This window comes from Streptomyces sp. Y20, from assembly GCF_043195475.1.
Taxonomy (GTDB): Bacteria; Actinomycetota; Actinomycetes; order Streptomycetales; family Streptomycetaceae; genus Streptomyces.
In genome coordinates this window covers 98230-122782 of the sequence record NZ_JBIDDP010000006.1, presented here as the reverse complement: position 1 = coordinate 122782, position 24553 = coordinate 98230, and the positions used below count along the sequence as shown (strand labels likewise).

General features: G+C 73.4%; 15 protein-coding genes. 10 read left to right on the top strand and 5 right to left on the bottom strand.

Annotated features, from left to right (window positions below; all coding sequences use genetic code 11):
- Positions 1-8 precede the first annotated feature (8 nt).
- Positions 9-590 carry a GNAT family N-acetyltransferase gene (locus ACGFT1_RS17235; protein ID WP_373909803.1) on the bottom strand — a complete coding sequence of 194 codons (582 nt, stop codon included), beginning with the start codon at positions 588-590 and terminating at the stop codon, positions 9-11.
- A complete protein-coding gene (locus ACGFT1_RS17230; RefSeq protein WP_373909802.1) occupies positions 580-1389 on the bottom strand; it encodes an SDR family NAD(P)-dependent oxidoreductase in 810 nt (269 codons plus the stop codon). Before ACGFT1_RS17230 ends, ACGFT1_RS17235 begins: the two co-directional genes overlap by 11 nt.
- 538 nt (positions 1390-1927) lie before the next feature.
- Between ACGFT1_RS17230 and ACGFT1_RS17225 the strand changes: the two genes are divergently transcribed.
- The 7 genes from ACGFT1_RS17225 to ACGFT1_RS17195 all read left to right on the top strand — a co-directional run bounded on the left by ACGFT1_RS17225 (position 1928) and on the right by ACGFT1_RS17195 (position 11466).
- On the top strand, positions 1928-3541 hold the full coding sequence (locus ACGFT1_RS17225) for an MBL fold metallo-hydrolase (protein ID WP_373909801.1): 1614 nt from the start codon (positions 1928-1930) through the stop codon (positions 3539-3541).
- Positions 3542-3557: 16 nt separating this feature from the next.
- A complete protein-coding gene (locus ACGFT1_RS17220) occupies positions 3558-4355 on the top strand; it encodes a thioesterase II family protein (RefSeq protein WP_373909800.1) in 798 nt (265 codons plus the stop codon).
- On the top strand, positions 4352-5122 hold the full coding sequence (locus ACGFT1_RS17215) for a thioesterase II family protein (RefSeq protein ID WP_373909799.1): 771 nt from the start codon (positions 4352-4354) through the stop codon (positions 5120-5122). The genes ACGFT1_RS17220 and ACGFT1_RS17215 overlap by 4 nt, the downstream gene beginning before the upstream one ends.
- An 81-nt stretch (positions 5123-5203) precedes the next feature.
- The gene (locus ACGFT1_RS17210) at positions 5204-6898 is read left to right on the top strand and encodes an ABC transporter transmembrane domain-containing protein (RefSeq protein WP_373909798.1); all 1695 of its coding nucleotides are present in this window, start codon (positions 5204-5206) and stop codon (positions 6896-6898) included.
- 49 nt (positions 6899-6947) lie between these two features.
- Complete coding sequence (locus ACGFT1_RS17205; RefSeq protein ID WP_373909797.1) at positions 6948-8702, top strand: ABC transporter ATP-binding protein; 1755 nt, start codon at positions 6948-6950, stop codon at positions 8700-8702.
- 51 nt (positions 8703-8753) lie between these two features.
- Positions 8754-9836 (top strand): ornithine cyclodeaminase family protein, encoded by a 1083-nt coding sequence (locus ACGFT1_RS17200; protein WP_373909796.1) that lies wholly within the window; start codon positions 8754-8756, stop codon positions 9834-9836.
- Positions 9837-9840: 4 nt separating this feature from the next.
- Positions 9841-11466, top strand: coding sequence for an amino acid adenylation domain-containing protein (locus ACGFT1_RS17195; RefSeq protein ID WP_373909795.1), 1626 nt, complete (start codon positions 9841-9843; stop codon positions 11464-11466).
- Here the strand turns inward: ACGFT1_RS17195 and ACGFT1_RS17190 are convergent.
- Positions 11442-12278, bottom strand: coding sequence for a putative nonproteinogenic amino acid hydroxylase (locus tag ACGFT1_RS17190; RefSeq protein ID WP_373909794.1), 837 nt, complete (start codon positions 12276-12278; stop codon positions 11442-11444). The genes ACGFT1_RS17195 and ACGFT1_RS17190 overlap by 25 nt on opposite strands.
- A 191-nt stretch (positions 12279-12469) precedes the next feature.
- Between ACGFT1_RS17190 and ACGFT1_RS17185 the strand changes: the two genes are divergently transcribed.
- Positions 12470-14104, top strand: a complete 1635-nt coding sequence (locus ACGFT1_RS17185; RefSeq protein ID WP_373909793.1) for a condensation domain-containing protein — start codon at positions 12470-12472, stop codon at positions 14102-14104.
- Between the two features lie 38 nt (positions 14105-14142).
- Complete coding sequence (gene gntD / locus ACGFT1_RS17180; protein WP_373909792.1) at positions 14143-15222, top strand: guanitoxin biosynthesis L-enduracididine beta-hydroxylase GntD; 1080 nt, start codon at positions 14143-14145, stop codon at positions 15220-15222.
- Between the two features lie 37 nt (positions 15223-15259).
- Here gntD (ACGFT1_RS17180) and ACGFT1_RS17175 read toward each other — a convergent pair whose 3' ends face one another.
- Positions 15260-17692, bottom strand: coding sequence for an amino acid adenylation domain-containing protein (locus ACGFT1_RS17175; protein ID WP_373909791.1), 2433 nt, complete (start codon positions 17690-17692; stop codon positions 15260-15262).
- A gap of 1594 nt (positions 17693-19286) precedes the next feature.
- Here ACGFT1_RS17175 and ACGFT1_RS17170 point away from each other — a divergent pair.
- Complete coding sequence (locus ACGFT1_RS17170; protein ID WP_373909790.1) at positions 19287-22937, top strand: amino acid adenylation domain-containing protein; 3651 nt, start codon at positions 19287-19289, stop codon at positions 22935-22937.
- 86 nt (positions 22938-23023) lie between these two features.
- Here the strand turns inward: ACGFT1_RS17170 and gntD (ACGFT1_RS17165) are convergent, their stop codons facing one another.
- A complete protein-coding gene (gene gntD / locus ACGFT1_RS17165) occupies positions 23024-24106 on the bottom strand; it encodes a guanitoxin biosynthesis L-enduracididine beta-hydroxylase GntD (RefSeq protein ID WP_373909789.1) in 1083 nt (360 codons plus the stop codon).
- Between the last annotated feature and the right edge of the window lie 447 nt (positions 24107-24553).

The window sequence follows — 24553 nt, the reverse complement described above, 5'->3', positions numbered from 1 at the left end:
CCCCAGTGTTACCGGTCATCGAGTCGCAGACAATAAAGAGACGACTTGCGGCCGGCGGGGGACAGGCGCCGCCACTCTTCCGGGGCGCAGTCCGGGTCGACTTCTTGAAAGCCCTGCCGCGTGAACCAGGCGCCCCCGTGTTTCGAGGCCGCGAGAATCGCGGTGCGCCCGCTGTCGGCCGCCCGCCGGACGGCGTGACGCAGTAGGGTCCGGCCGATTCCTCTGCCCTGGAACTCCGGCGGGACGCAGAGGTTGTATATGACCAGGCATCGCGGCACCGGCAGCAGTCCCATACAGCCCGCGAGGGTGTTTTCGCGGGCCGCCGTTCCGTGGAGCGCCGTCCCTTGGACCGCTGTTTCCGGGACCGCCACGAGGAATTCGTCGATGTGCCGCGCGAAGGTGTCCGGCGAGCGTCTGAGCAGCCGGTCCGCGGCCGCGAACGGCGCGGAGATCCGGGCGAGCTCCCCGGCGTCCCCGGGGCGCGCCCGCCGTACCGGCACCTCCTGGTCCGCCGGCCGGGGCCGGGCGTCGACCCCGGTCCCGCCGGGTCCGGGCCGGCCGCGGGCACCGGCCCGCGGATCACGAAGCATCGGGTTCGGCGCAGGCGCCCGTGCCGCCCTTCCGGTTCCCTCCGAAGCCGAGTCCGAAGGGCTGGTCGACGGGCATCAGCTCGATCATGTTGACGTTGACGTGCGGCGGCCGGTCCAGGCACCAGGCGATGCCCTGGGCCACGTCGTCGGCCGTGAGAGGCGTGACACCGGCGTAGAGGGCCGCCGCGCGCGTGTCGTCCCCCTCGTAGCGGACCTGGGCGAACTCCGTCCTCGCCATGCCGGGCGCGACGCAGCTGACCCGGACTCCGGTGCCCTGGAGGTCGACGCGCATGTTGAGGGAGAGCTGGTGCACGAACGCCTTCGTGGCGGCGTAGACGTTGCCGCCCAGGTAGGGGTACTCGGCCGCGATGGATCCGACGTTGACCACGTGCCCGTCGCCACGCGCGACGAGCCGGGGCAGCACGATTTCGGTCAGATTCAGCACACCTGTGACGTTTGTGTCGATCATTTCACGCCAGTGCTGCGAGCCGCCCTGCTGGAGCGGGCCGAAGCCCTTCGACAGGCCCGCGTTGTTCACAAGCACCGAAATGTCGCGGTATTCGGCGGGTAGACCGTCGAGGGCTCTGCCCAGGGAGTCCGGGTCCCGCACGTCGGCGACCACAGGGAGAATGGCTCGATATGGATCCTCTTCGGCGAGCGTTTTGAGCCGTTCGGCGCGGCGAGCGAGGGCAATGACTGCGTATCCTCTTGCAGACAGCACCTGCGCGATGCGCGCACCGAATCCGGACGAGGCGCCAGAAACCAACGCAATGCCACGAGGCTCCGTACCGTCCGACATATCCCTCTCGTTCCCCCTGCAACAGGTCGCAGAGTTTCACGTAGGCCTGCACCCCGTGTCAAGGTGCACTTCATGACCGGTCATGCAGCGGGTTCCCCGCGCGCCGGCCTCAAGAAGAGGATTTCGGGTCACGCGCCCTCCAGGAAAGGAAGTAGTGAAGAGAGCTTCACCGCATGACCACCCGTAACTTCTTGCCAGTCAATCACGCACACACGCGACGTCGCCATGTGACGCACGTCACATGTGCGATCGGTGGCAGGCCCTTGAGGATCATGACTACAGTCGAAAGCTAAGTCCCAGCACTACAGCGCGAAATCCTGCGGCGATAAAGGGCGGAAATCCAGCCCCCGAACGCCCGGATAGAAAGCCTCGCGGGGAAACGGGGGAACATGCCGGCCCACCTGTTCGGTGGCGCAGTACGAATTTTCCGCCCCCGGCCTGTGCCGCCCATTCGCCACGGGGCCGAATACGGATTTCGAAGACACCACAAGAGCCGACCCCCGTTGACCACCGGCCTCGACTCGCAAGGGAACGCAGCGTGCCCGTCATCCAGAAACGCCATCTTCGTGCCTCCGTCGTCGCGCAGCCGTTGCTGCACCGCTGGTACGCCTGGCCCTACCTCCTGGCACCGCACACCGGGGCGCTGAACCTGCGCGAGAGACTGCTTCCCATCCTCCGCAACTACGTCATGTCCCCGGCGCTGCACCGCAACGCCCTGGCGGACCCGTCCCGTTACGGCGGACCGTTCCTCAACCCGGGCGGCGCGGGCACCGACGATGTGCAGGCACTGCTCGACACGACCCTGCGGGACGCGGCGGCGCGCCTCACCCTCGCGGACGACATCGACCGCCTGCGGGCCCTGCTGGCCGAGCGGGCCACCGGCGGCCCCCTGGAGTCCCTGTACCCCGAGGTCCCCGAATCGCTGCGCGGCTGCGTCGAGTTGGTCTACGACACGGCGAACCACCCCTCCTTCCGCTTCTTCGAGTCGCTGCTGTACCGCTCCCCCGCGTTCGAGGAGCACGGCCAGACCCTGTCGCTGACCGCCGTCCCCCCGCGCGACCAGCCCTTCGTGTACGGCAGTCCCGTGCTGCCCTCGCCCGAGCGCCTCGACATCGGCGTGCCGTTCTCCGACGCCGTGTGGGACGACGTGTTCGCCGCCCGTCTCCAGCCCGTGGACACCCGGGAACTGGCCGAGCGGCTGGGCCTGGACGCCGCCGGGGCGACCGGCTTCGACGCGCTCTTCCACGACGAGGTCCCCCGCACCCCGGACCGCGTCCCCGACGGGCAGGTGCGCATGCGCTACTTCGGGCACGCGACGGTCCTGGTGGAGACCTCGGCGGGCTGCGTCCTGCTCGACCCGCTGATCGGCTACTCCGACGACGGGTACGAGCACTTCGCCCTGGCGGACCTGCCCCACCACATCGACGCCGTGGTGATCAGCCACTTCCATTCGGACCACTTCTCGCTGGAGACACTTCTCCAGCTGCGCACCCGCATCGGCACGATCGTGGTCCCCCGCGCCTCCGGCGGCACGCTCCAGGACCCCAGCCTGAAAGTGATGCTGGAGGCCCTGGGCTTCCGCCGGGTGGTGGAGCTGGGCGAGCTGGACACCCACCGGGCCGCCGAGGGACTCGACGTCGTGGGTCTGCCCTTCATCGGCGAGCACGCCGACCTCGACATCCGCACCAAGATGGTGCCGCTGGTCCGCGCGCTCGGCCGTTCCTTCATGTTCGCCACCGACATCACGCCGATCGAGCCCGCCCTCTACGACCGGGTGCGCGACATCGTCGGCGAGGTCGACGCGCTGTTCGTCGGACTCGAGTGCGTCGGCGCCTCCCTGAGCTGGCTCTACGGCCCGCTGATGGAGGCCAAGCTGACCCGCGAGCAGAACCAGTCGCGGCGGCTGAAGGGCTCGGACGCCGCCATGGCGGACCGGCTGGCCCAGCAGGTGGGCGCCCGGCACGTGTACGCCTACGCCATGGGCCTCGAACCCTGGCTGAAGCACCTCACCGGCTCCGAGTTCGACGCCGAGTCCGAACCGGTGCGCCAGAGCGGCCTGCTGGAGGAACTGTGCCGGCGGCGCTCGGTCGGCTCGGAGCTGCTGTACCGGCAGGCCGAACGCCTGTGGCCGGCCGCCGAGCCGCGCTCCTGAGACCGCCGGGAACGCGATGAAGCCCTCCCCCACCACCGCACGCCCGCCGACCGCGCGGGAACTGGTGCGCCCCCGGCCACGGCCCGAGGCACCCACCGTCCTGTACTGCTTCCCGCACGCCGGCGGCGCGGCCTCGGCCTACCGGCCGTGGCCCACGGCCCTGCCGGACGGGATCGAGGTGGTGGCCGTCCAACTCCCGGGACGCGAACACCGGATCACCGAACCGCCGTGCGTGGACCCCGCCCGGCTCGCGGACACGATCGGCGCCGATGTCGCGGCGCACGGCTCCCGGCCCTACGCCCTGTTCGGACACAGCATGGGCGCCCTCGTCGCCTTCGAGGTGGCCCGCGCCCTGTCCGCCGACGACCGGTCGACGAGCCCCGCCCTGCTCGCCGTCTCGGGGATGGAGCATCCCGGCTCCGGGCGGCCCCGGCCTTCACTGTCCCGGCTGCCCGAGGCGGAACTGCTCGCGTGGATGGCGGCCCTGGGCGGATCACCGGCGCAGGCGCTCGCCGACCCGCAGCTCCTGGAGATCCTGCTCCCCGTGCTGCGGGCCGACCTCGCCTGGCTGGAGGGATACGTACCGCGGCCGGCGCCCCGGCTGGCGTGTCCCCTCTCGGTCTTCGCGGGCGAGCGGGACGACCGGGTCGCACTGCCGGGCCTGGAGGCCTGGGCCGGCGAGACGCGGGAGGCGGCCACCGTACGCCGGTACCCCAGCGGCCACTTCTACGCGGACGACCAACTGCGGCTCGTGTGCCGGGACCTGGCGGACGACCTCGCCGACGCCCTGGACACGCGCGGGGCGGTGCGGTGAACGGGGGCGAGCGGCGCTGGCTCGTCGAGTGGCAGCCGCCGGCCACGGCCCGGCTGCTCCTGGTGTGCCTGCCGCACGCGGGCTCGGGGGCCTTCCAGTTCCGTCAGTGGCAGGAGCTGGCCGGCCCCGGGATCGCCGTGGTCGCCGTACAGCTGCCGGGGCGGGAGAACCGGTGGCGCGAGGAGCCGGCGACGCGCGCGGAGGAGGTGGTCCGGGAGCTCGTCCCGGTGCTGGCCGCCCGGCTCGACCTGCCCTACCTCGTGTTCGGGCACAGCATGGGCGCCCTGCTCGGATACGAGCTGGCGCGTGCCCTCGGTAGCGGGTACGGGTCGTGGCCCGTCGGGTTCGTGGCCTCCGCCTGCCGTGCGCCGGACGCCCAGGGGGCGCCGACCGGGGCGGCGGCCATGAGCGACGCCGAGCTGGTGGCCGAACTGGCCGAGCACGGCGCCGTACCGGACTACGTGGCCGCCAGCGAGAAGCTGGTCCCCATCGTCGCCCGCCCCCTGCGCGCCGACCTCACCCTGTGCGACCAGTACCGCCCGCCGGCGGCGGACGCCGTACTGCCCTGCCCGATCCACGCCTGGCGGGGCAGGGACGACCTCGGCGTCACGGACGAGCACGCCGGGCAGTGGGGCGCCTGGTCGGCCGCGCCGGCCGGCGTGCGCCGCTTCGACGGCGGGCACCTCTACCACCTCGACCACCCCGACGAGGTCGTGGACGCGCTCCGCCACCTCGGTGAGAGGGCCCGTACGGGCGTGGGGGACTAGCCCGCCGCCCGTCCCCGCCGGCCTCCCGGCCGGCCCGCGCCCTGGTCCCGAGCCCACCGAGACACGTCAGAAGGAATCGCGTTGCCGAGGAACGACCCACTGCCCGACACCGGAGAACCCGATCTCCGGTCGCCCCGGCGCTATCTGCTCTGGCTGCTGCGCCGGCAGGCCGGTACGGCGACGCTCGGGGTGTTCTGGGGCTGCCTGTGGATGGCCGGCATGGGGCTCACCCCGCTGGCCGTCGGCGGGGCCGTCGACGCGATCAGCGACAAGGACACCGGGGACCTCCTCGCCTGGACCGGGGTGGTCCTCGGGCTCGCCCTGGTGACCACCGCCGGCAGCGTGCTGCGGCACCGGTGCGACACCGTCGGACGGCTGAAGGCGAACTACCTGACGGTCCGTCTCGTGGTCCGGCAGGCGGTCACCCTGGGCGGCGGGCTGCGCGACCGCGTCGCCGACGGCGACATGGTGACCGTCGGCACCGCCGACATCTCGCGGATCGGGGCGCTGCCCGGCGCCGTGGCCCGCGGCGCCGGCAGCGCGGTCACCATCGTCGTGGTGGCCGTGGTCCTGCTGTCCACCTCGCTGCCCCTGGGGCTGCTGGTGCTGCTCGGGGTGCCGGTCCTGCTGGCCGGCACGGGTCCGCTGCTGCGTCCCCTGCACCGGCGTGTCGGGCGGTACCGCGAGCTGGAGGGCGAACTGACCCGGCGGGCCTCGGACATCGTGGCCGGACTCCGGGTACTGCGCGGCATCGGCGGCGAACGGGCATTCTGGGGGCGCTACCGCGCGGACTCCCAGCGGCTGCGGCAGGCCGGTGTCGAGGTCGCCGAGGTGGAGTCGGTACTGCCCGCCGCCGAGGTCCTGCTGCCCGGCGTGCTGGTGGTGGCCGTGGTCTGGACCGGCGCCCGGCTCGCCCTCGCGGGTGACGTCTCCCCCGGCGACCTGGTGGCCGCGTACGGCTACGCGGCGTTCCTGATGCTGCCCATGCGCACGGTGACCTCGGCCGTGCAGGTCGTCGTCGGCGCCAACGTGGCCGCCGGGCGCGTGGTACGGGTGCTCGCCGTCGCACCTGATCCGACCGCGGGCACGGCACCGGCCGTCCTGCCGGAGGCCCCCGATCTCGTCGACGCCGCCACCGGGCTGACGGCGCGCCACGGCAGGCTCACCGCCGTCGTGTCCGCCACCCCGGAGGAGAACGCCGAGCTCGCGGAGCGGCTCGGCCGCTACCGCGAGGGCGCGGTGACCCTGGGCGGGGTGCCGCTGGACACCCTGCCGGTGGAACAGGTGCGCCGGCACATCCTGGTGGTGCGCAACAGCGACACGCTCTTCTCGGGAGTGCTCCGCGACGAACTCGCCGCCGGCCGTACGGACCAGGAACTGGCCGCCGCGCTGCACACCGCCGGCGCCGAGGACATCGTCGACGCACTGCCCGACGGGCTCGGCAGCGTCCTCACGGAGCAGGGCAGCAGCCTCTCGGGCGGACAGCGCCAGCGGCTGCGGCTGGCCCGGGCCGTCGCGTCCGGAACCCCCGTGCTCGTCCTGGTCGACCCGACCAGTGCGGTGGACGCCCTCACCGAGGCGGGCGTCGCCCGGCGGCTGCGGCGGGCCCGCGCGGGACGGACCACCGTGGTGATGAGTTCCAGCCCGCTGCTGCTGGACCAGGCCGACGAGGTGGCCTTCGTCGTCGACGGCAAGGTGGTCGGCACCGGCGCGCACCGCGACCTCGTGGCCCGCAACCCCCAGTACGCCACCGCCGTCCTGCGGGACGGAACATGACCGGCCGCGCCCAGCACCGGTCCTCCGGCATCCCGCGAAGGAGTGCGCTGTGAGTCTTCCGGTCGCCGACGCCCCCGCGGTGCGCCGCCACGTCCGAGAACTGGTCAGGGGCCGCGCCGGCCTGCTCGGCCGGACGGTGGCCTGGTTCGTGCTCGCCACCGCGTGCGGGCTGGTCGTCCCCGCGCTGCTCGGCCGTCTCGTGGAACAGGTGCAGCAGGACGTCTCCACCACCCGGGTGGACGTCGTCGTCGCGGTGATCGCCGGACTGCTGCTGCTCCAGGGCGTGTTCACCAGGACGGCCCGGCTGCTCGGCGCCCGGCTCGGCGAGCAGGTGCTCGCGGACATCCGCGAGGGCTTCGTCCAGCGGGTGCTGTCGCTGCCCCTGTCCGCCGTGGAGAAGGCGGGCACCGGTGATCTGCTCACCCGCGGCACCCGGGACGTGGACTCGCTGTCCAGAGCCGTGCGCATGGGCGCCCCGTCCATCCTCGTGGCGGGCCTGTCCGTGCTGCTCACCTTCGTCGCGCTACTGCTGACCAGCCCGCTCATGGCGCTGCCGTGCCTGGTGGCCGTACCCCTGATCGCGGGGTCGACGCGCTGGTACCTGAAGCGCGCGCGGACGGCGTACCTGGCGGAGGCGGCCGGTTACTCGGATCTGACGCAGGGGCTGGCCGAGACCGTGACGGGTGCCCGTACGGTCGAGGCGCTGGGCCTCGCCGAGCGGCGGATCCGCCGTACGGACGAGGACGTCCTGCGTTCCAACGCCGCCGAGCACCGCACGCTCTTTCTGCGCAGCGTGTGGTTCCCGCTGATGGACTTCGGCTACGTCCTGCCGGTGGCCTCGACCCTGTTGTGCGGCGGCCTCTTCCACATCCACGGGTGGGTGAGCCTCGGGGAGGTCACCGCGGCGACGCTGTACACCCGCGCGGTGATCGATCCGCTGGACGAACTGCTCGGCTGGCTGGACGAACTCCAGGTCGGTGACGCCTCGCTGGCCCGCCTCGTCGGGGTGGGCGCCGCCCCGGCCGGGGACACCGGCGCGGGCCGCCGTCCGCAGGGCCGCGACGTGGCGGCGCACGAGGTCAGCTACGCCTACCGCGAGGGCCACGACGTCGTCCGCGGGGTCACCCTGCGGGTGCGGCCAGGTGAGCGCGTGGCCGTCGTGGGGCCGTCCGGCGCGGGCAAGTCGACACTCGGCCGTATCCTCGCGGGCGTCCATCCGCCGCGCGGCGGGACGGTCACCATCGGCGACGTGCCGGTGGCCGAACTGCCCCTGGAGGAGCTGCGCCGGCATGTCGCGCTGGTCACCCAGGAACACCACGTGTTCCTCGGGACGGTCCGCGACAACGTGACGCTGCCGGTGCCGGACGCGACGGACGAACAGGTGACGGCCGCGCTGGACGCGGTGGACGCCGGCGACTGGGTGCGCGGGCTGCCCGGGGGGCTCGACACCGGGATCGGCCCGGGCGGCCACGAGGTGTCCCCCGCCCAGGCCCAGCAGCTGGCACTCGCCCGGCTGGTCCTCGCCGACCCGCACACGCTGGTGCTGGACGAGGCCACCTCGCTGCTCGACCCCCGGGCGGCCCGGCAACTGGAACGTTCCCTGGCGGCCGTGCTGCGCGACCGCACCGTCATCGCCATCGCCCACCGGCTGCACACCGCGCACGACGCCGACACCGTCCTCGTCATGGAGGACGGCCGCGTCACGGAGCGCGGCGGCCACGACGAACTGGTCGCCGCCGGCGGGGCCTACGCGGCCCTGTGGGACTCCTGGCACGGCCGGGCCCCCGACACACCCCGTACCTGAGCACACCCCAACCCTCCGGCAGCGGAACACGAACCGGATCAGGAGAGTGACGTGAAACCGGACACCACCCACATCGTCGATGCCGCGGCGGTCGCCACAGTCGTCAGCGAGGTCGGCCTCGGCCGGCTGTACGACCTGGCCACCGAACGCCTGACCGAAGTACTCACCTCGAGCGGTCCTGCTCGCGCCGAGATGAAGACGCGCGACGGATTCCTGCTCACCACCCCCAGGCTGGGGCTGCTCGAATGGATGCCGGCGGTCCGTCCCGGCGCGACGGTCTCCATGAAGCTGGTGGGCTACAACCCGCACAACCCCGTCAAGAACCAGCTCCCCACCATCCTCTCCACCCTGCTCGCCTTCGACGTCGAGTCCGGGCACCTGCGCGCGATCGTGGACGGCACGTTCGCGACGGCGATACGGACGGGGGCCGCGTCCGCGCTGGCCTCCCGGGCGCTGGCCCGGCCCGACAGCAGTGTCCTCGGGCTCATCGGCTGCGGCGCCCAGGCGGTGACGCAACTGCACGCCCTGGCGCGGGCGTTCCCGCTCACCGAGGTCCTGGTGTGCGACACCGACATCCGGGCGGAGAGCAGCTTCGCGGCCCGGGCGCGGATGCCCGGCGGGCTGGTCCGGGTGGCCGAGCCGGCGGAGGTGGAGGAGCGCGCCGACATCCTGTGCACGGCGACCTCCGTCGCCCCCGACCAGGGTCCGGTGCTCCAGGGCACGTCCCTGCGGCCCTGGGTGCACATCAACGCGGTCGGCTCGGACATGCCCGGCAAGACCGAGCTGCCCCTGGACCTGCTGCGGGACGCCGTCGTCGTCCCCGATCACCGGGAGCAGGCGATGGCGGAGGGCGAGTGCCAGCGGCTGCGGCCGGAGGAGATCGGTCCCTCGCTCACGGAGCTGCTGACGGATCCCGCCCGGCAGGCGGAGCTGCGTGACCGGCGCACCGTCTACGACTCGACCGGGCTGGCGCTCCAGGATCTCGTGATGGTGGAGCTGCTGGAGGAACTGGCCGGGGAAGCGGGGGCGGGACACCGGCTCGTGATCGAGGCGACCGCGCACGACCCGCAGGACCCCTACTCGTTCCTGCCCGAATCGGTCTCGCGGGCGCCGTGGCCCGCACAGGAGGTGTGACCCCGTGCCCCAGCCCACCGACCGCCCGGACCCGCCCGGCGGCAACCGGCATCCTGAGCACCGCGGGCCGGTCGTGAACATCGGCGCCCGGACGGTCCTGGAGCTCGTCGACCGGGAGACGGCGGCCCGCCCGGACGCCTGGGCGGTGTGCGAACAGGGCCGGCGCCCGGTGTCGTACGCGGAACTGGACCGGCTCGCGGACACCGTGGCCGCCCATCTGGCCGGCACGTTCGGGATCGGCCGCGGCGACACCGTGCTGATCGCCGCACGGGCGGGCGTGGACTTCACCGCGGTGGTGCTCGGGACCCTGCGGGCGGGTGCGGCCTATCTGCCCGTGGACATGACCTATCCGCGCGAGCGGATCGAGCAGATCCTGCGCGCCGGCAGCGCCCGGCTCACGGTCCTGGACGAGGGGGTGCCCGGCACGGCCGTGGCGGACCGGAACGCGGCGGCGACCACGCTGACCCGGCTGCTCGCGGAGTATCCGGGCCCGCCGCCGGCCCGCCCCCGGATCGCCTCCGAGGACGCCGCCTACGTCATCTTCAGCTCCGGCTCGACAGGCGCGCCGAAGGGCATCGTGCAGACGCACCGGTGCCTGGCCAACCTGGCGGCCTGGCAGGCGAACGGGTCCGGTCTGGGCCGGGAGCGCAGGGTGTTGCAGTGCGCGCCGCTCACGTTCGACGTCTCCGTCCAGGAGATCTTCTACACCCTGGCCTCCGGCGGCTGCCTGTACGTCCCGCACCCGGACGTACGGCGTGACCCGCGTGACCTGGTCGAGTACGTCATCGGCGAGGGGATCGAGGTGGTCGACTTCCCGCAGTCCCTCATCGACATCCTCATGTCGCTGCCCACCACCCTCGAACACGCCCCGGCGCTGCGGCACATCATCAGCGCGGGCGAGACGGTCCGGGTCACGCCGGCGCTGGAGGGGCTGCTCACCCGGCGTCCCGAGGTCACCCTGCACAACCACTACGGGCCCGCCGAGAACCACATGGTGACCAGCCATTCGATGAGCGCGCGGCGCGGGAACCTGGAACCCCGCCCGCCGGTCGGGTCACTGGTGTGGAACACCTACATCCGCATCCTGGACGAGGAGGGGAACCCGGTGCCCGACGGTGAGGTCGGCGAGGTGTACATCGGCGGGGTGGGGGTGGCCCGCGGTTACACGGACCCGGAACTCACCCGGACCGTCTTCGTGGAGGACCCCTTCCTGCCCGGGGCCCGGCTGTACCGCACCCGGGACCGGGGCGTCTGGCGGGCCGACGGGACGCTCGGGCTCCTCGGGCGGATCGACGACCTGATCAAGATCCGTGGCAACGCGGTGGAGCCCCGGGAGCCGGAGTCCCGGCTCACCGCCCTGCCCGGGGTCAAGGACGCGGCGGTGTTCGGGGTGGCGCGGGCCGACGGTGGCACGGAGCTGCACGCGGCGCTGACCGGCGATCCGCCGCCGGCGCAGGAGCTGCGTCGCGCGCTGCTCGCCGTGCTGCCGGACTACATGGTGCCGGTGCGCTGGTGGGTGACGGACGAGCTGCCGTACTCGGCCAACGGCAAGCTGGACCGCAGGGCCCTGCCCGGGCCGGGGGCCGCGCAGCTCGCCGTGGTCCCTCACCAGGCGAACGTCTCCCGGTAGCCGCGCTTCTCGATGCAGTACGTGCGGAACGCCTCCGCCTTGGCGACCATGACCTCGTCGCCGGTGCGCCGTGCGGCCTCGGCGAACCAGTCGAAGGCCGCCGTCGCGTGTGCCCGCCGCTCGAAGTGGAGCGCGGCGAACCGGCGGAAGGAGGCGCGCATGGTCGCCCGGGTCAGCCGCGGGCCGGAGCCGATGAGTTCCTCGACGTCGGCGTCGGTCACCTCGGGGAGGTCGAGGACGCGCACGGGCCGCGCCGCCGGGACGTCGCCGCGGATCTCGACCGGCTCGGCGGCGCCGGCGAAGTCGAGGCAGAGGGAGAGCCGGGCGGGTCCCGCGCTGCTGCGTGCCGAATGCGGGTCGGTGGTGTGTATCTTCCAGACCTCACCGCGACGGAGGTGGTAGACGAGGTCGTTCTCGGAATGCAGGGATTCCTCGCCGGTACGCAGCGGAATCTGCACCCGGGTGCCCGGTTCGGTGAATTCCAGGAAGTCCACATGCGGGGCGAGAATTCCGTCGGCGAGGCTGAAGATACGCACCCACTGCAGTCGGTCCAGCGGGAAGTGCTCAGTCACCAGGGACATGATGCCCGGCAGTTCCCTACCCAGATCGGTGAGGGTCAGCCGGTCGCCGTGCGGACGGAACGCGGTGTCGGACTCGGCGCCGCTGCCATTGGCCAGCACATGGGCCGACCACGAACCGAAGGTGAAGGCGTCGTACTCGCCTCCGGCGTCATGCCGGTCCACGAGGGCCAGCTCCGCTTCCAGGTCGTAGGAGTCGATGGGCAATACCGCAAGCCGCTGGGACTTGAGCAAGGCAATCCCCCTTCACCATATGGTGACATGACGCGCTGAACATATGCCGGCGCCTTCCGCTCGCCACCCTAACCCGACAGAGATACGAGGGCAATGACAGCAATCTCCGCCAGCCGGAAGGTTATTGACAAGATCCGGAGTGTTTGTGCAGGGTTTTTTTCCGCAGAGTTCTGCCGTCACGGAGTGGAATCATGACTGACCTCACCCAGGATCTGTGCCGGCTGTTCGCGCGGGCACTCGAGCTGGAGTACGTGACCGACGACACGGACTTCTACCTCGCCGGCGGACACAGTCTGTCGGCGCTGGCCCTCGCCGTGTCCGTCGAGGAGGCCGTCGGACTTCCGGTCCGGGTGCGCGACATCCTCGAGTGCGCCACCCCGAAGTCGCTGGCCGCCCGTCTCACCGAGGCGCGCGGCGGGGCGGCCGGCCCCGTCCCCGAGGGCGTTCCGCGGGCCGCTCCGGGATCCCGGCGGGCGCGGGACGGCGACGTACCGGAGCCGGTGCGGGCGCGGGACGGCGACGTTCCGGAGTCCGTGCGCTGGCTGTGGCTGGCGCGCCAGAACGAGCACGGCGGCGCCGGCGCGTACACCGTGCCGTGTCTGCTGCGCGGCGACGGGGAGCTGGACGTCGACCGCCTCGCCTCGGCCGTCGCCGCCCTGCCCGCCCGCCATCCGGCGCTGCGGACCGTCTTCGTGGAACGACTGGGCGCCGTCCGCGCCGTCGTCACCGACCGGACGGCCCCACTGGAGGTGGTGGACCTGCGCGGCGGGTCCCTCACCGAGGAGGAGTTCGAGGCGCTCGTCCACGACCGTGTCGAGGTCCCCTTCGACCTGGCCGAGGGTCCGCTCTTCCGCTCGACGCTGTTCCTGCGGCCGGACGGTGCCTGGTCGCTGCTGTTCACGGCCGATCACCTGGTGTGCGACGGCCGGTCCCTGACGGTCCTGGCGGCCGAACTGGTGGCCGCCTACCGGCAGGACGGCGCCCCGCCGCCGGTGCCGGTCCCCGGGCCGCGCCCGGCCCCGCGCCCCCGGGAGGAGTCGCTCGCGCACTGGCGGGACCTGCTCACTCCCCCGCCGGCCCCGCTGCTCCTGCCCGTGGACCGTCCCCGGCGCGAGCCGGCCGGCGCGGTGACGGACACGGTGCCCCTGGACATCGAACCCCGGGTCACCTCCCGCCTCCGGGCGCTGGCCGCGGCCGCGCACGCCGGTCTCTTCGCCCCGCTCGCCGCCGCCGTGGCGAGCGGGCTGGGCGGGCTCACCCGGACCGACGACATCTGCCTGGGCACGCCCGTGGACCGTCGCTCCTCGCTGGGCCTGGACGGCGCGGTGGGTTTCCACGTCGCGACGGTCCCGCTGCGGCTCGACCTGACCGGCCGGGACGACCCGGCCGGCCTGGTGCGCCATGTGGCGGCGCGGACGGCGGACGCCCTCGACCGCAGCGAGGTCGCCTTCGACGAGCTGGTGGCGACCCTGGACCCGCCGCGAACGCCGGGGCGCGGCCCCTTCTTCGACGTGTGGGTCGCCCTGTTCCCCCGCATCGACACCGGCCCGGCCGGACCACGGGGCATCGCGCTGCGCGGCGGCCCCTTCCTGCAACGGCGGGGCATGTTCGAGCTGTCGTTCCAGTTCGTCGAACAGGAGCGGGGGCTGCGGCTCTGCCTCCAGTACGACACCGGGCGCTACGCCCGGGACACGGCCGAGCACATCGCCGGCCGGGTCCTCGCCGAACTCGGCCGTCTCGCCGGGGAGTCCGGTACCGGAGGACCGGCGAAGCCGCCGAGCGGTCCGCCCGCCCCGGCCTTCCAGGGTTTCCGCTTCGACAGCTGACCCGGCCCCGACCCCATCCGAGCGAAGAGGAGACACCCATGACCACGACGCCCACACCCGCGTCGACGCCCACACCAGCGCCGGCGTCCGTGCCCGAGCCGGCCGGGCCGACCGAGCTGCGGCTGACACCCGACGAGGCCGCCGAGACCGACCGGCTGGCCCTGGAACTGGCCGCGGAGCACCCCTCGGCGGACAGCGAGAGCCTGCTCCAGGACCTGCCGCTGCTGGCCGCCCGGCTGCCGGAGCGGGTGCGCAGGTTCCTGCGCGCTTTCCAGCTGGACCGGGCGCACGGGTACTGCGCCGTCAGCGGGCACCTGGTGGACGACGACAGGATCGGCCCCACCCCGGCGCACTGGCGCGACGAGCAGCGCGTCCACCGCGAACTGCCCGAGGAGATCCTGCTGCTGCTGTACGCCTCGCTGCTCGGCGAGCCGTTCGGCTGGTCGACCCAGCAGGACGGCCACCTGGTCAACGACGTCTTCCCCATCAAGGAGTACGAGACCCTGCTGCTCGGCACGGGCAGCAGGACGGCGCTCACCCTGCACACGGAGGACGCCTTCCACCCCTACCGCGCGGACTACATCATCCTGGCCGCGCTGCGCAATCCGGAGCGGATACCCGTGGTGGTGGCGGAGGCCGACTTCACCACGCTCCCGGCGGACGTGCTCGACGTCCTCTTCGACAGCCGTTTCGAGATCATCTCCGACGACTCGCACCTGCCGCACAACAACACGGTCCGCACACCGGAGGATCAGCGGATCTTCGACAACATCTCACAGCTGATCAACGGTCTCGGCCGGGTCCCCGTGCTCTTCGGCTCCCGGACCGATCCGCTGCTGTGCTTCGACGCCACGCACATGTCGGCGCCCGAGGACGACCCCGAGGCGGTGCGCGCGTTCGCCGCCGCCCACGAGCTGCTGACCCGCGGCGCCCGTCCCCGCGCGCTGGACGCCGGCACGTTCGTCTTCCTCAACAACCACCGTGTCGTGCACGGCCGCAGTTCCTTCACGGCGCGCTACGACGGCACGGATCGCTGGCTCAAGCGCGTCAACGTCACCCACGACCTGCGCAAATCGCGCAGTCTGCGGCGTTCCGTCGGTGCCCGGCTCATCGGCTGAGACGGGGGGCCGGGCGCCGGTGCGCCCGGCCCCGACGTCACGCCCGGGAGACCGCGGCGGCGCGGCACACGCCGCCCACCGTGGGTTCGTCGAAGAAGTCGTCCAGCTCCACCTGCACGCCGAGCCGGTTCTCCAGCTCGATGACGAGGAGCGCGGCGGCGAGGCTGTGCCCGCCCAGTTCGAAGAAGTCGTCCTCCGGGCCCACCGCCGACACCCCGAGCACCTCGGCGAAGAGCTCGGTGACCTGGGCGGTGAGGCCGCCGCCGGCAGGCTCCTCGGGCGCCGGCGCGGGGGACGCCGGCGCGTCGTGCGCGGCGGTGGCCCGCAGCAGTTCTCCGGCCCGGTCCGCCAGGGCGGCCCGGTCCACCTTGCCGTTGCGGGTCAGCGGCATGTCCTGGAGCCGCTCGACCCGGCCGGGCACCATGTGGCCGGGCAGGACGCGGCGCGCCTTCGCGCGTACCTCGTCGGGGTCGGCGTCGCCGGTCAGGAAGGCGACGAGGACCCGCGAGCCGTCGGCGCCGGGCGCGGCCAGGGCGACGGCGGAGGCCACGCCGGGGACCGAGCAGAGCCCCGCTTCCACGTCGCCGAGTTCGACGCGGTTGCCGCGGATCTTGACCTGGCTGTCGCCACGGCCGAGGAACTCCACCCCGGCGGGCGTCCACCAGCCCCGGTCCCCCGTGCGGTAGCGCCGGCCGCCGGGCAGCTCGGCCGCCTCGGTGAAGAGCCGCTCGGTGAGGTCGGGGTCGTTCACGTAGCCGTCGGCCAGGCCGGTCCCGGCCAGGTGGATCTCTCCGGGGAAGCCGGGGGGCAGCCGGCGGCCCCGCTCGTCGAGCACCTCCAGGACGGTGGTGTCGATGGGCGTGCCCACGGGGAATCCGTGCCGGGGCCGCTCGTCGCAGTCGTAGGCGGTCGCGCCGACCGAGTTCTCCGTCGGGCCGTACTCGTTGACCAGCCGGACACCGGGCAGCCGCCGGAAGTGGCGGGTGACGAGTTCGGCGGGGCACGCCTCGCCGGCCACGGTGACCAGGCGCAGCGAGCCCGGCGCGGCCAGTGCGTCGAGCAGGACGCGGTACAGCGACGGCACCAGGGTGATGTGCGTGGCGCGGTGGCGGCTCACCAGGTCCCCGACGCGCTGCGGCACCAGCCGGTCGGACTCCGGCAGGAGCAGCAGGGTGCCGCCGGCGCCGAGGACGGAGAACAGATCGGAGACGGAGCTGTCGAAGGAGAACGAGGGCACCTGGACGAGCCGGGTACCGGCGTCCAGTTCGTGGTAGCGCCGCTTCCAGGACAGGTATCCCGCGATGGCGGAGTGCCGGATCGCGACGCCCTTGGGGGTGCCCGTGGAGCCGGAGGTGTAGATGACGTAGGCGGGGTCGTCCGGACCGGGGAGGGCGGGCAGGGCCGGCCCCTGCACGGCGGTCTCCGTCGTCCCGGCGAGGGCGTCGGCCGTCAGCACGGGCACCGGGCTCGTGGCGAGCAGCCCGGTGTCGTCGCTCACCACGGCCGCGCAGGCGGCGTCGTCGAGGACGAACCGGAGGCGTTCGGCGGGGAGTCGGGGATCCAGTGGTACGTAGGCGGCGGCGGCGCGCAGGACGCCGAGGATGACGGCCACGGCGTTCGAGCTCTTGGGCAGCGCGGTCGCCACCCGGTCGCCGGGCCGCACTCCGGCCTCGGCGAGCCGGCGGGCCACCTTCTCGGTGCGGGCCGCCAGGTCGGCGTAGGTGACGCGCTGGTCGCCGTCCACCACGGCGACGGCGTCCGGTGCCTCGCGCACCCGGTCCATGAACGGCCCCAGCAGGGTGCCCGGCGTGGGCTCCGGCGCGAACCCGGCGCGTTCCCAGCGGGCCACCTCGGCACTGTCCTCGGGCGCCGTCGGCTCGACGGCGGCGCAGGCGGTGCCGGGCTCGGTGAAGGCGGCCAGCACGGTCACCAGGGAGCGGAGCACCACTGCGGCCCACCAGGCGTCCAGCCGCCCGGTGTCGAAGGCGGCGTGCAGCGCGCGGCCGCCGTCCGGTGCCTCGCGCAGGCTCACCACGAGGGCGGTGCCGGCGTGCGGCGCGGACGACAGCCGGTCGGACCGCACGAGGAGGGAGAAGGGCAGCCCGGAGTCGTCGGCGGCCACGGTGTCCGCGCCCCGCAGCGCGGTGTCGACGGCGAGGACCAGGTCCCGCAGGGGCGCTTCCCCAGGGGTGGTGACGGCGCAGGCGGTGGTGCCCCGTGGCCCGGACACGGCGAGCACGGGTTCGGGCACGTCCTCCGCCGCACGCAGGACCAGCGCGGCGGCGGCGGTGAGGACGACGAGTTCCTCCAGGGGGCGTTCCCCGGCCACCCGGCGCAGGCCCTCGCGCGCGGCGGGCGTCAGCTCCTCGGTGAGTTCGCCGCGTCCGCTGTGCCCGGCTCCGGTGAGCCTGGCCCGCAGGGGAGTCGGAGTCGGTGCCGCGGTGGGGCGGGATGCGTTTTCGAAGCTCATGACGGGTCCTCAAGGGGTCGGGGCCGGGCCCCGCACGGCGCGGGTTTCGCCTCGCGGGCCCGCGTGGCCGCGGCTGTCTCCGAGGCCAGGAAGGGTCTTGTGCCGGGCCCACGGAATCGGACAGGGTGTTTACGTGCCGGAGATTCCGGCGGGCGGGACGGGGGCCGCCTTGTGAGGCGCACGCGGAAGCGCGCCGTTTAACCGGCCGGGCGCCGCGGGCCGACGGGCACGCAGCACCGGACGGGGAACCGCGGGACAGTTCCCGGAAAATGCCGTCGAGAAACCGGATATCCCCCCGTCCGCGGAGACGAGGGGGTCTCTTCTCGTTTTCTCACCGATTTCCTCGCGGGCAGTTCTGCGGGAGTTCATGCCCAGCTTCCGGGAATGACATCGCGAAAGTCCGACAAGGGCCGCTCCATTGCCTCTCGGGCATCCCGGGAACGGCTTTCCCTTTTCATCGCCCCGCGCTTCCCGAGTTCCGGAAGAGCTGAGGTTCTCGCAGGTCAGATGGCCTGAGACCGACACAGTGGGCAGGCGAGCCGCTGCGTCCCGGTCAATACCGCAGCTTCGGCATTACACTCACGAGTGCCGGGCGAACTCGGCATACCGCACCGCCCCCGCATGTCGGATTTTCCGCGTTTGCCCCCTCCCGTATCGCTAGGCGTTCGGACGACGAGCATAGCAGCGGAACGGATCTTGACACAGTCCCTGATCGCCCCCGCGACCCCCCGTCAGATTTTCCCCGAAAACGCTTGGCTGACACCCGTCACTATGGCACGCTCGGACGGAGAAGGTCACGAGCTTCGCCCCACGGTGGGCAGGGGGCGCGGAATCCCGGGCTCTCGCCTTCGTTTCCTCGTCCCGCGCGGGCAGACCACCCGCAGGAATGACGAAAGGACCGCACGTCCATGACGCCCGCAATCGAGGCATTCTCTCCACCGGTCCGGGACGACGGCTCCGCCGGGAGCCGGACGCCCGCCCCCGAAGGCCTCGACGCACGGAGGCCGGCGGGGCGTCTCCCGCTCGCCCGGCCGGGGCGGGCCGCGGCATCCGCGTCCTGTCGCCGCGCCCGCCCGCGCGTCCCCGACACGACGCCGGACCCGAGACCGTGCCCGCCGGCCCGGTGAGCACCGCCGCGGCGAGCGCCTCCCGCCCGGACGTACGCTCCCACTCGTCGGCGCCTGCGGTGCCGGCGGGTGCCCGCTGACACCAGCCCCCTTACGCACGCGACCGCACGCCCCGCGGGCGGTCGCCGCCCGGGGTGCGGCTCCCACGTGAGCCGTACCGGCCGGGGCCACGACAGGACGGCCGGGCCCCCGCCGAGCGGCACCGGCGCGTCCACGCCCGCCGGCGTCCGCCGCACCACCGTCCCGCCACCTGACCCTCCCCGCCGTCCGGGCGGTTGCCGGCACCGGACCCACGACCCGCTCCCGGCGGCCACGCCGTGCCCGCCCCGACGCCGGCCCGAGTGACCGTCCTGGTGGCCCGCGCACGGGCCACCCCACCGGCCGTCCCCCGCTGCCACCGGCAGTGCCGCAATCGGCGTACCCCGTCCGCGTTCCCGGCCGAGGCGCCCCTGGCAGAGGAGATCCTGATGAGCGTTGCCGATGGCCGAGCGCGGGTGACCGTCGCGCTCGACGACGAGACCAGTGCCGCGCTGCGCGCGCTGTGCGCCTCCGCGGGCGCGGAGGTACCGACGGCGGTCCCCGCGCTGCTGCGCGTCCTGCTGCACCGGCTGGCCCCGGACGCGACCGGCCCCGTCCGGGCCGTACTCCCCGGCGGCGAGGCGCCTGTGAGCACGCCCCTCGACCCGGACGCCGGCTTCCGCGCCTGCCTGCGTGCCGAGCAGCGGGCCGTCGACGCCGCCGTCGGCCGCGGGCAGTTGCCGGGCACCGCCTTCACGGCGGACGGAGTCCGGCACGCCGTCCTCACCGGCCGGCTGGACCCGGACGCGGGGCGCATCGCGGTGACCGTGCGCAGCGACACCGCCGACGCCCGCGACGCCCGGCGCACAGCGGGTCGGCTCGCCGGACTGGCCGCGCAGGTGTGCGCCGCACCCGACACCCCGGTGGCGCTCCTCCCCGTCCTGCCGGCGGGTCGGCGCGAGGACCTGCTCGCGCTGGGCACCGGGCCGCACCAGCGGCTCCCGGCCGAGCGCACCGTCCTCGACCTGTTCGCCGAGCAGGTCCGCGCGCGGCCCGGGGCCACCGCAGTCATCTGCGGTGACCGCGCCTACGGTTACGCCGAACTGGACGGCATGGCCGACCGGCTGGCCACGCGACTCGCCGCGGCGGCACCGACCGGGCCCGAGCGGATCGTCGCCCTGCTGTGCGCGCGCACCGAGTGGATGCTGGTGTCCCTTCTCGCCATCCTCAAGACCGGTTCCGCCTTCCTGCCGCTGGACCCGGAACAGCCCGGACTCCGGGTGCGGGAACTCCTCGCCGACAGCGGGGCCACAGCGGTGCTCGCCGATCCCGTCCGGGCCGAGACGCTGGCCGGGGCGCCGCAGCCCGTCGTGGTCCTCGGCCGGGACACCGCCGCCGGACCACCCGGGCCACGGTCGCGCGCGGCGGGCCCCGAGGACCTGGCGTACGTCGTCTACACCTCCGGCTCCACCGGCTCCCCCAAAGGCGTCATGGTCGAGCACCTGGGCATCCTCAACACGGTCCGCTACCGCATCGACCACTACGGCCTCGGCCCGCACTCCCGCGTCCTCCAGGTCGACCCGGTGCACGCCGACGCGGGCATCTCGGACGTGCTGTCCGCTCTCTGCGCCGGCGCGCCCCTGGTGGTCCTGGAGCGGGAACAGCTCATCGACCCCGACGAGGTCGCGGCCGTCATCCGGCGCGAGCACGTGACCCATGTGCAGACCGTGCCCAGCCTGTACCAGCTGATCCTGGACTACGCCGGGGACCGGCTGCCCTCGCTGCGCCAGGTCGTCCTGGGCGGCGAGAGGCTCACCGCGGCCCTCGCGGACCGGCATCACCAGCTGCTGCCCGACGCCGAGTTGTTCAACGAGTACGGCCCCTCGGAGGACAGTGTCGCCACCACTCTCGTCCAGGTGCGGGCCGGCGCCGGAGAGCCGCCCGTGGGCAGGCCGTTCCCCAACAAGACGGTGGACCTGCTCGACGAGCACGGCGCACTGGTGCCCTTCGGCGCCCCGGGCGAGATCTGCATCGGCGGCATCGGGCTGGCGCGCGGCTACCTGGGCGACGAGCGCAGGACCGGGGAACGGTTCGTGGCGAATCCGGTGCGCGACGGGCAGCGGATGTACCGCACCGGCGACCTGGGACGGTGGCTGCCCGACGGAAGTCTTCTGTGCCTCGGGCGCATCGACGACCAGGTGCAGATCCGCGGCCACCGGGTGGAGCCCGGCGAGGTCACCGAGACGCTGGCCGGGGCGCCGGGCGTACGCGGCGCGGCCGTCGTGGCGGTGCCGGGCACCGCCGGGGACGGCTCCCACCGCCTCGTCGCCTACGTCGTGGGCGACGGCGAGCCATCCCGGCTGCGGGCGTACCTCGCCGACCGGCTGCCCGCCCACATGGTCCCCGACGCCTACGTGACGGTACCGGCGCTTCCGGTCACCTCCATCGGCAAGCTGGACCGCTCCGCGCTGCCCGCCCCGCCCGAGCCCGGGGAGGACGCCGGCGCGGCGGCGGAGACGGAACTGACCGATGCTCAGCTGCGCGTGGCCGGCGTGTGGTCGGCGGTGCTGGGCCACCCCGTGCACCAGCTGGACGCCGACCTGTTCGCGCTGGGCGGCCACAGCCTCACCGCGGCACGCATCGCCAAGGAGCTGGGCGTGGCGGTCAGCACGGTGTTCGCCCGCCCGACGGTACGCCGGCTCGCGGAGGCCCTGCCGGACCGCGCGGCGGACGATACGCCGGAGCCCGAGGTGGCCGCGCCCCCGGCCGGCCAGGGCGCCTTCCCGCTGTCCCGGGCACAGCGCAGGGTCTGGCTGACCTCGCGCCGTACGCACGCGGACCGGTTCATCATCGCGGACCTCGTCCGCACGGGCCGCTCCCTGTCCCCCGACACGCTGCGCGCGGCGCTCACCGCCGTCGTCGAGCGCCAGGAACTGCTGCGGGCGCAGGTGCTGCCCTCCGGGGCGACCGCCGGGCTGACCGTGTTGGACCGGCTCCCCGGGGGCGTGCCGCTGCGCGTGACCGAGCTGCCGGGCGCCGACCCCGACGGGCCGGCCGTCCGCGAGGCCCTGCGCCGGGCCCGTGCCGTGACCTTCGACCTGGAGCGGGCCCCGCTGTTCGAGGTGTGCCTGATCAAGGGGCCGGCCGGCGGCGACCTGCTCACGGTCAGCGCCCACCATCTGATCTACGACGGTGCCAGCGTGAACGTGCTGCTCGACGACCTGTTCGCCGCGTACGACGCGGTGGAGCGGCACGGCGGTGACCGGCGGCCCGTGCCGGACTACCAGTACCGCGACTGGGCCGCCGAGGAACAGGCCTGGCTCGGCTCGCGGGAGGCCGCGCGGCAGGAGGCGTTCTGGCGGGAGCGGCTGGCGGGGGTGCGGCCCGCCCCCGACCTCGTGGACGCCGCACGCCGGGGCAGGCGCCGGGGACTCGCCGGACTCGCGCGGCGCACGCTCCCGGCCGAGTCGGTGCAGGGCTCCCCGGCGACGCCGTACGCGGTCGTGGTGACCGCGTTCACCGCTCTGCTCCACCGGGCGACCGGGGCGACGGATCTCGTCCTGGGCTTCCCCGCGAGTCTGCGGCACAGCCCGGCCGCCGACGCGCTGGTCGGCTACTTCGCCAACGCGGTGCCGCTGCGGCTGGAGTTCGGACCGCAGGACGGGCTGGACGAGCTGCTGGAGCATGTCGGCGCGCGCGTCGTGGAGGCGTACGAGCACGCCCGGCTGCCCTTCGACACCCTGGTCGAGCGCCTCGGCATCGGTGCGCGGCCCGGCCGCAGCGTCCTGCTGGACCTGGGCGTCAGCTGGGAGAACGCGACCGTCGGCGGCCCGTCCTGGCAGGTCGAGGACGTCCTGGCCGACGCACTGCCCGCCGACAGCGACCTGTGGCTGTACGCGAGTGTCCGCGGCGGCCTGCTGCACCTGGATCTCACCTACGACCGGCAGCTGGTGACGGAGGAGGAGGCGGCCGGCTTCGCGGACGACCTGGTGGGGCTGGTGTCCGCCGTGGTGGGTGAACCGCGGACGCCGGTGGGCGCGGTCCGGAGCCTGCCGGAAGCGGAGGAGGACGTATGGGGCGCGACGACCTACGACTTCTGACCTCCCGGCCCGTCCGGGGGGCCGCGGACCGGGCCACCCGGTCCGCGTGGCGGCCCGTGGTCGCGGGCCGCCACCGTGACGACCGGTCAGACCAGGGCGCGGCGGTGCGGCGCGAAGCGCCGTCCGCCGGCCTTGCGCAGGTCGGCGAGCACGTTGATACGGCGCAGCCAGCGGTCGGTGCCGTCGTAGCGCGCGGCGAACGGCCGCCGCCCGTGGACGGCCCGCTTGTTGTCCACGATGAGCAGCTCACCGGGCCCGACCACGACGTCCCGCAGCCCGGCGTCGATGGCCGCGGTCACCGCGTCGAGCGCCTCCAGCGCCTCAGGGTCCAGGGACCGTGGCATGAAGGCCGGATCGATGCAGATGTAGGGAGCCTCGCGGTCGCCGGAGAGGACCGCCGTCCGGCGCGGCGCCGTCTGCCGGTCGGCGATGTCGCGGAACGCCTCGGCGACCCAGCTCTCCTCGTCCACACCGGTGGTCCTGCTGTTGAAGGCGGCGGTGTGCGACTCGTCCGGCAGGATGACGAAGCGTTCCTGGAAGAGCACCTCCCGCACCCGGTCCTCCAGTTCGATGTCCTGGACGGTGGCGAAGGTGGTCGGCACCCGGTCGTGGTTGCGGATCCCCGCCAGCAGGATCCAGTCGGCGCGCAGCGGGTGGAAGGCGTCCTCGTTGTGCCACTCCAGGGTGGTGGTGGAGCTGGAGCCGAGCTGTTCCCCCTCATGTCCCTTGATCGGGAACAGGTCGAGCACCAGTCGGCCCCGCTGCTGGGTCACGAAGGAGACCGGGTCGCCGAGCAGCGAGCCGATCAGGAGCAGCAGGGCGGTCGCCCGTTCGGCTTCCTCGCTGACCGGTTCGTGGACGTAGTCGGTGGGGGTCGGTCCGGCCAGGGCCTCGGACACGGGCAGGTTGGCGAGGACGAGACCGCCGTAGGGACGCCCGGTGAGGCGGAAGCTGACAAGATGGGACCGGATGCGCAGAGGTATCTCGTGGGCGAGCAGCGCGAGTTCGTCGAGTCGTCGGTCGATCGGCTGTTCGTGACCGCGCTCCAGCGCCGCCTCCGCCAGGTCCCGCAGGGCGGTGTGCTCCGCGTCCGTCAGTTCCAGGCAGGGCATCCGGTCGTCGGCTCGCAGCGGGAGTTCCGCGACGGGAAGAGCTCCTCTGAAGTTCATGAGGTGTGCTTTCCTTTTCTGTGCTCAGGCTTTATTCGGGACAGACGGACCCTCGGGAGAGATATCGGACACATAACGGTCCGGGTCGGGGCAAACCTTCTCCGGTCTAAAATGCGGGGAAATTCGGGACGCTCCGGATATCCTCGATCGACGTTCCGAGAACGCCACGGAAAGCCCCCTTCCCCCGATTCCGTCCACCGACTCTCAATCCCCGCGCCGCCGGAAAAGACTGGGTCGAAGCCTAGTCTCACCAGACACTTCGACCCAGTAACCCGCAATGTGAGCCGCGTCACTTCACATCCCGCGCATTCCCCGCGACCCTGCGGACAACCAAACCACCGAAGCACGTTCGGGCATTCTCGCGCCCGTCCCACGGTTACCGCTTCGATTTCCTGACCCGCATCTTCTCCTGTCCTTTCCAAGCCGAGGAGTCACCGTTGCCGAAAG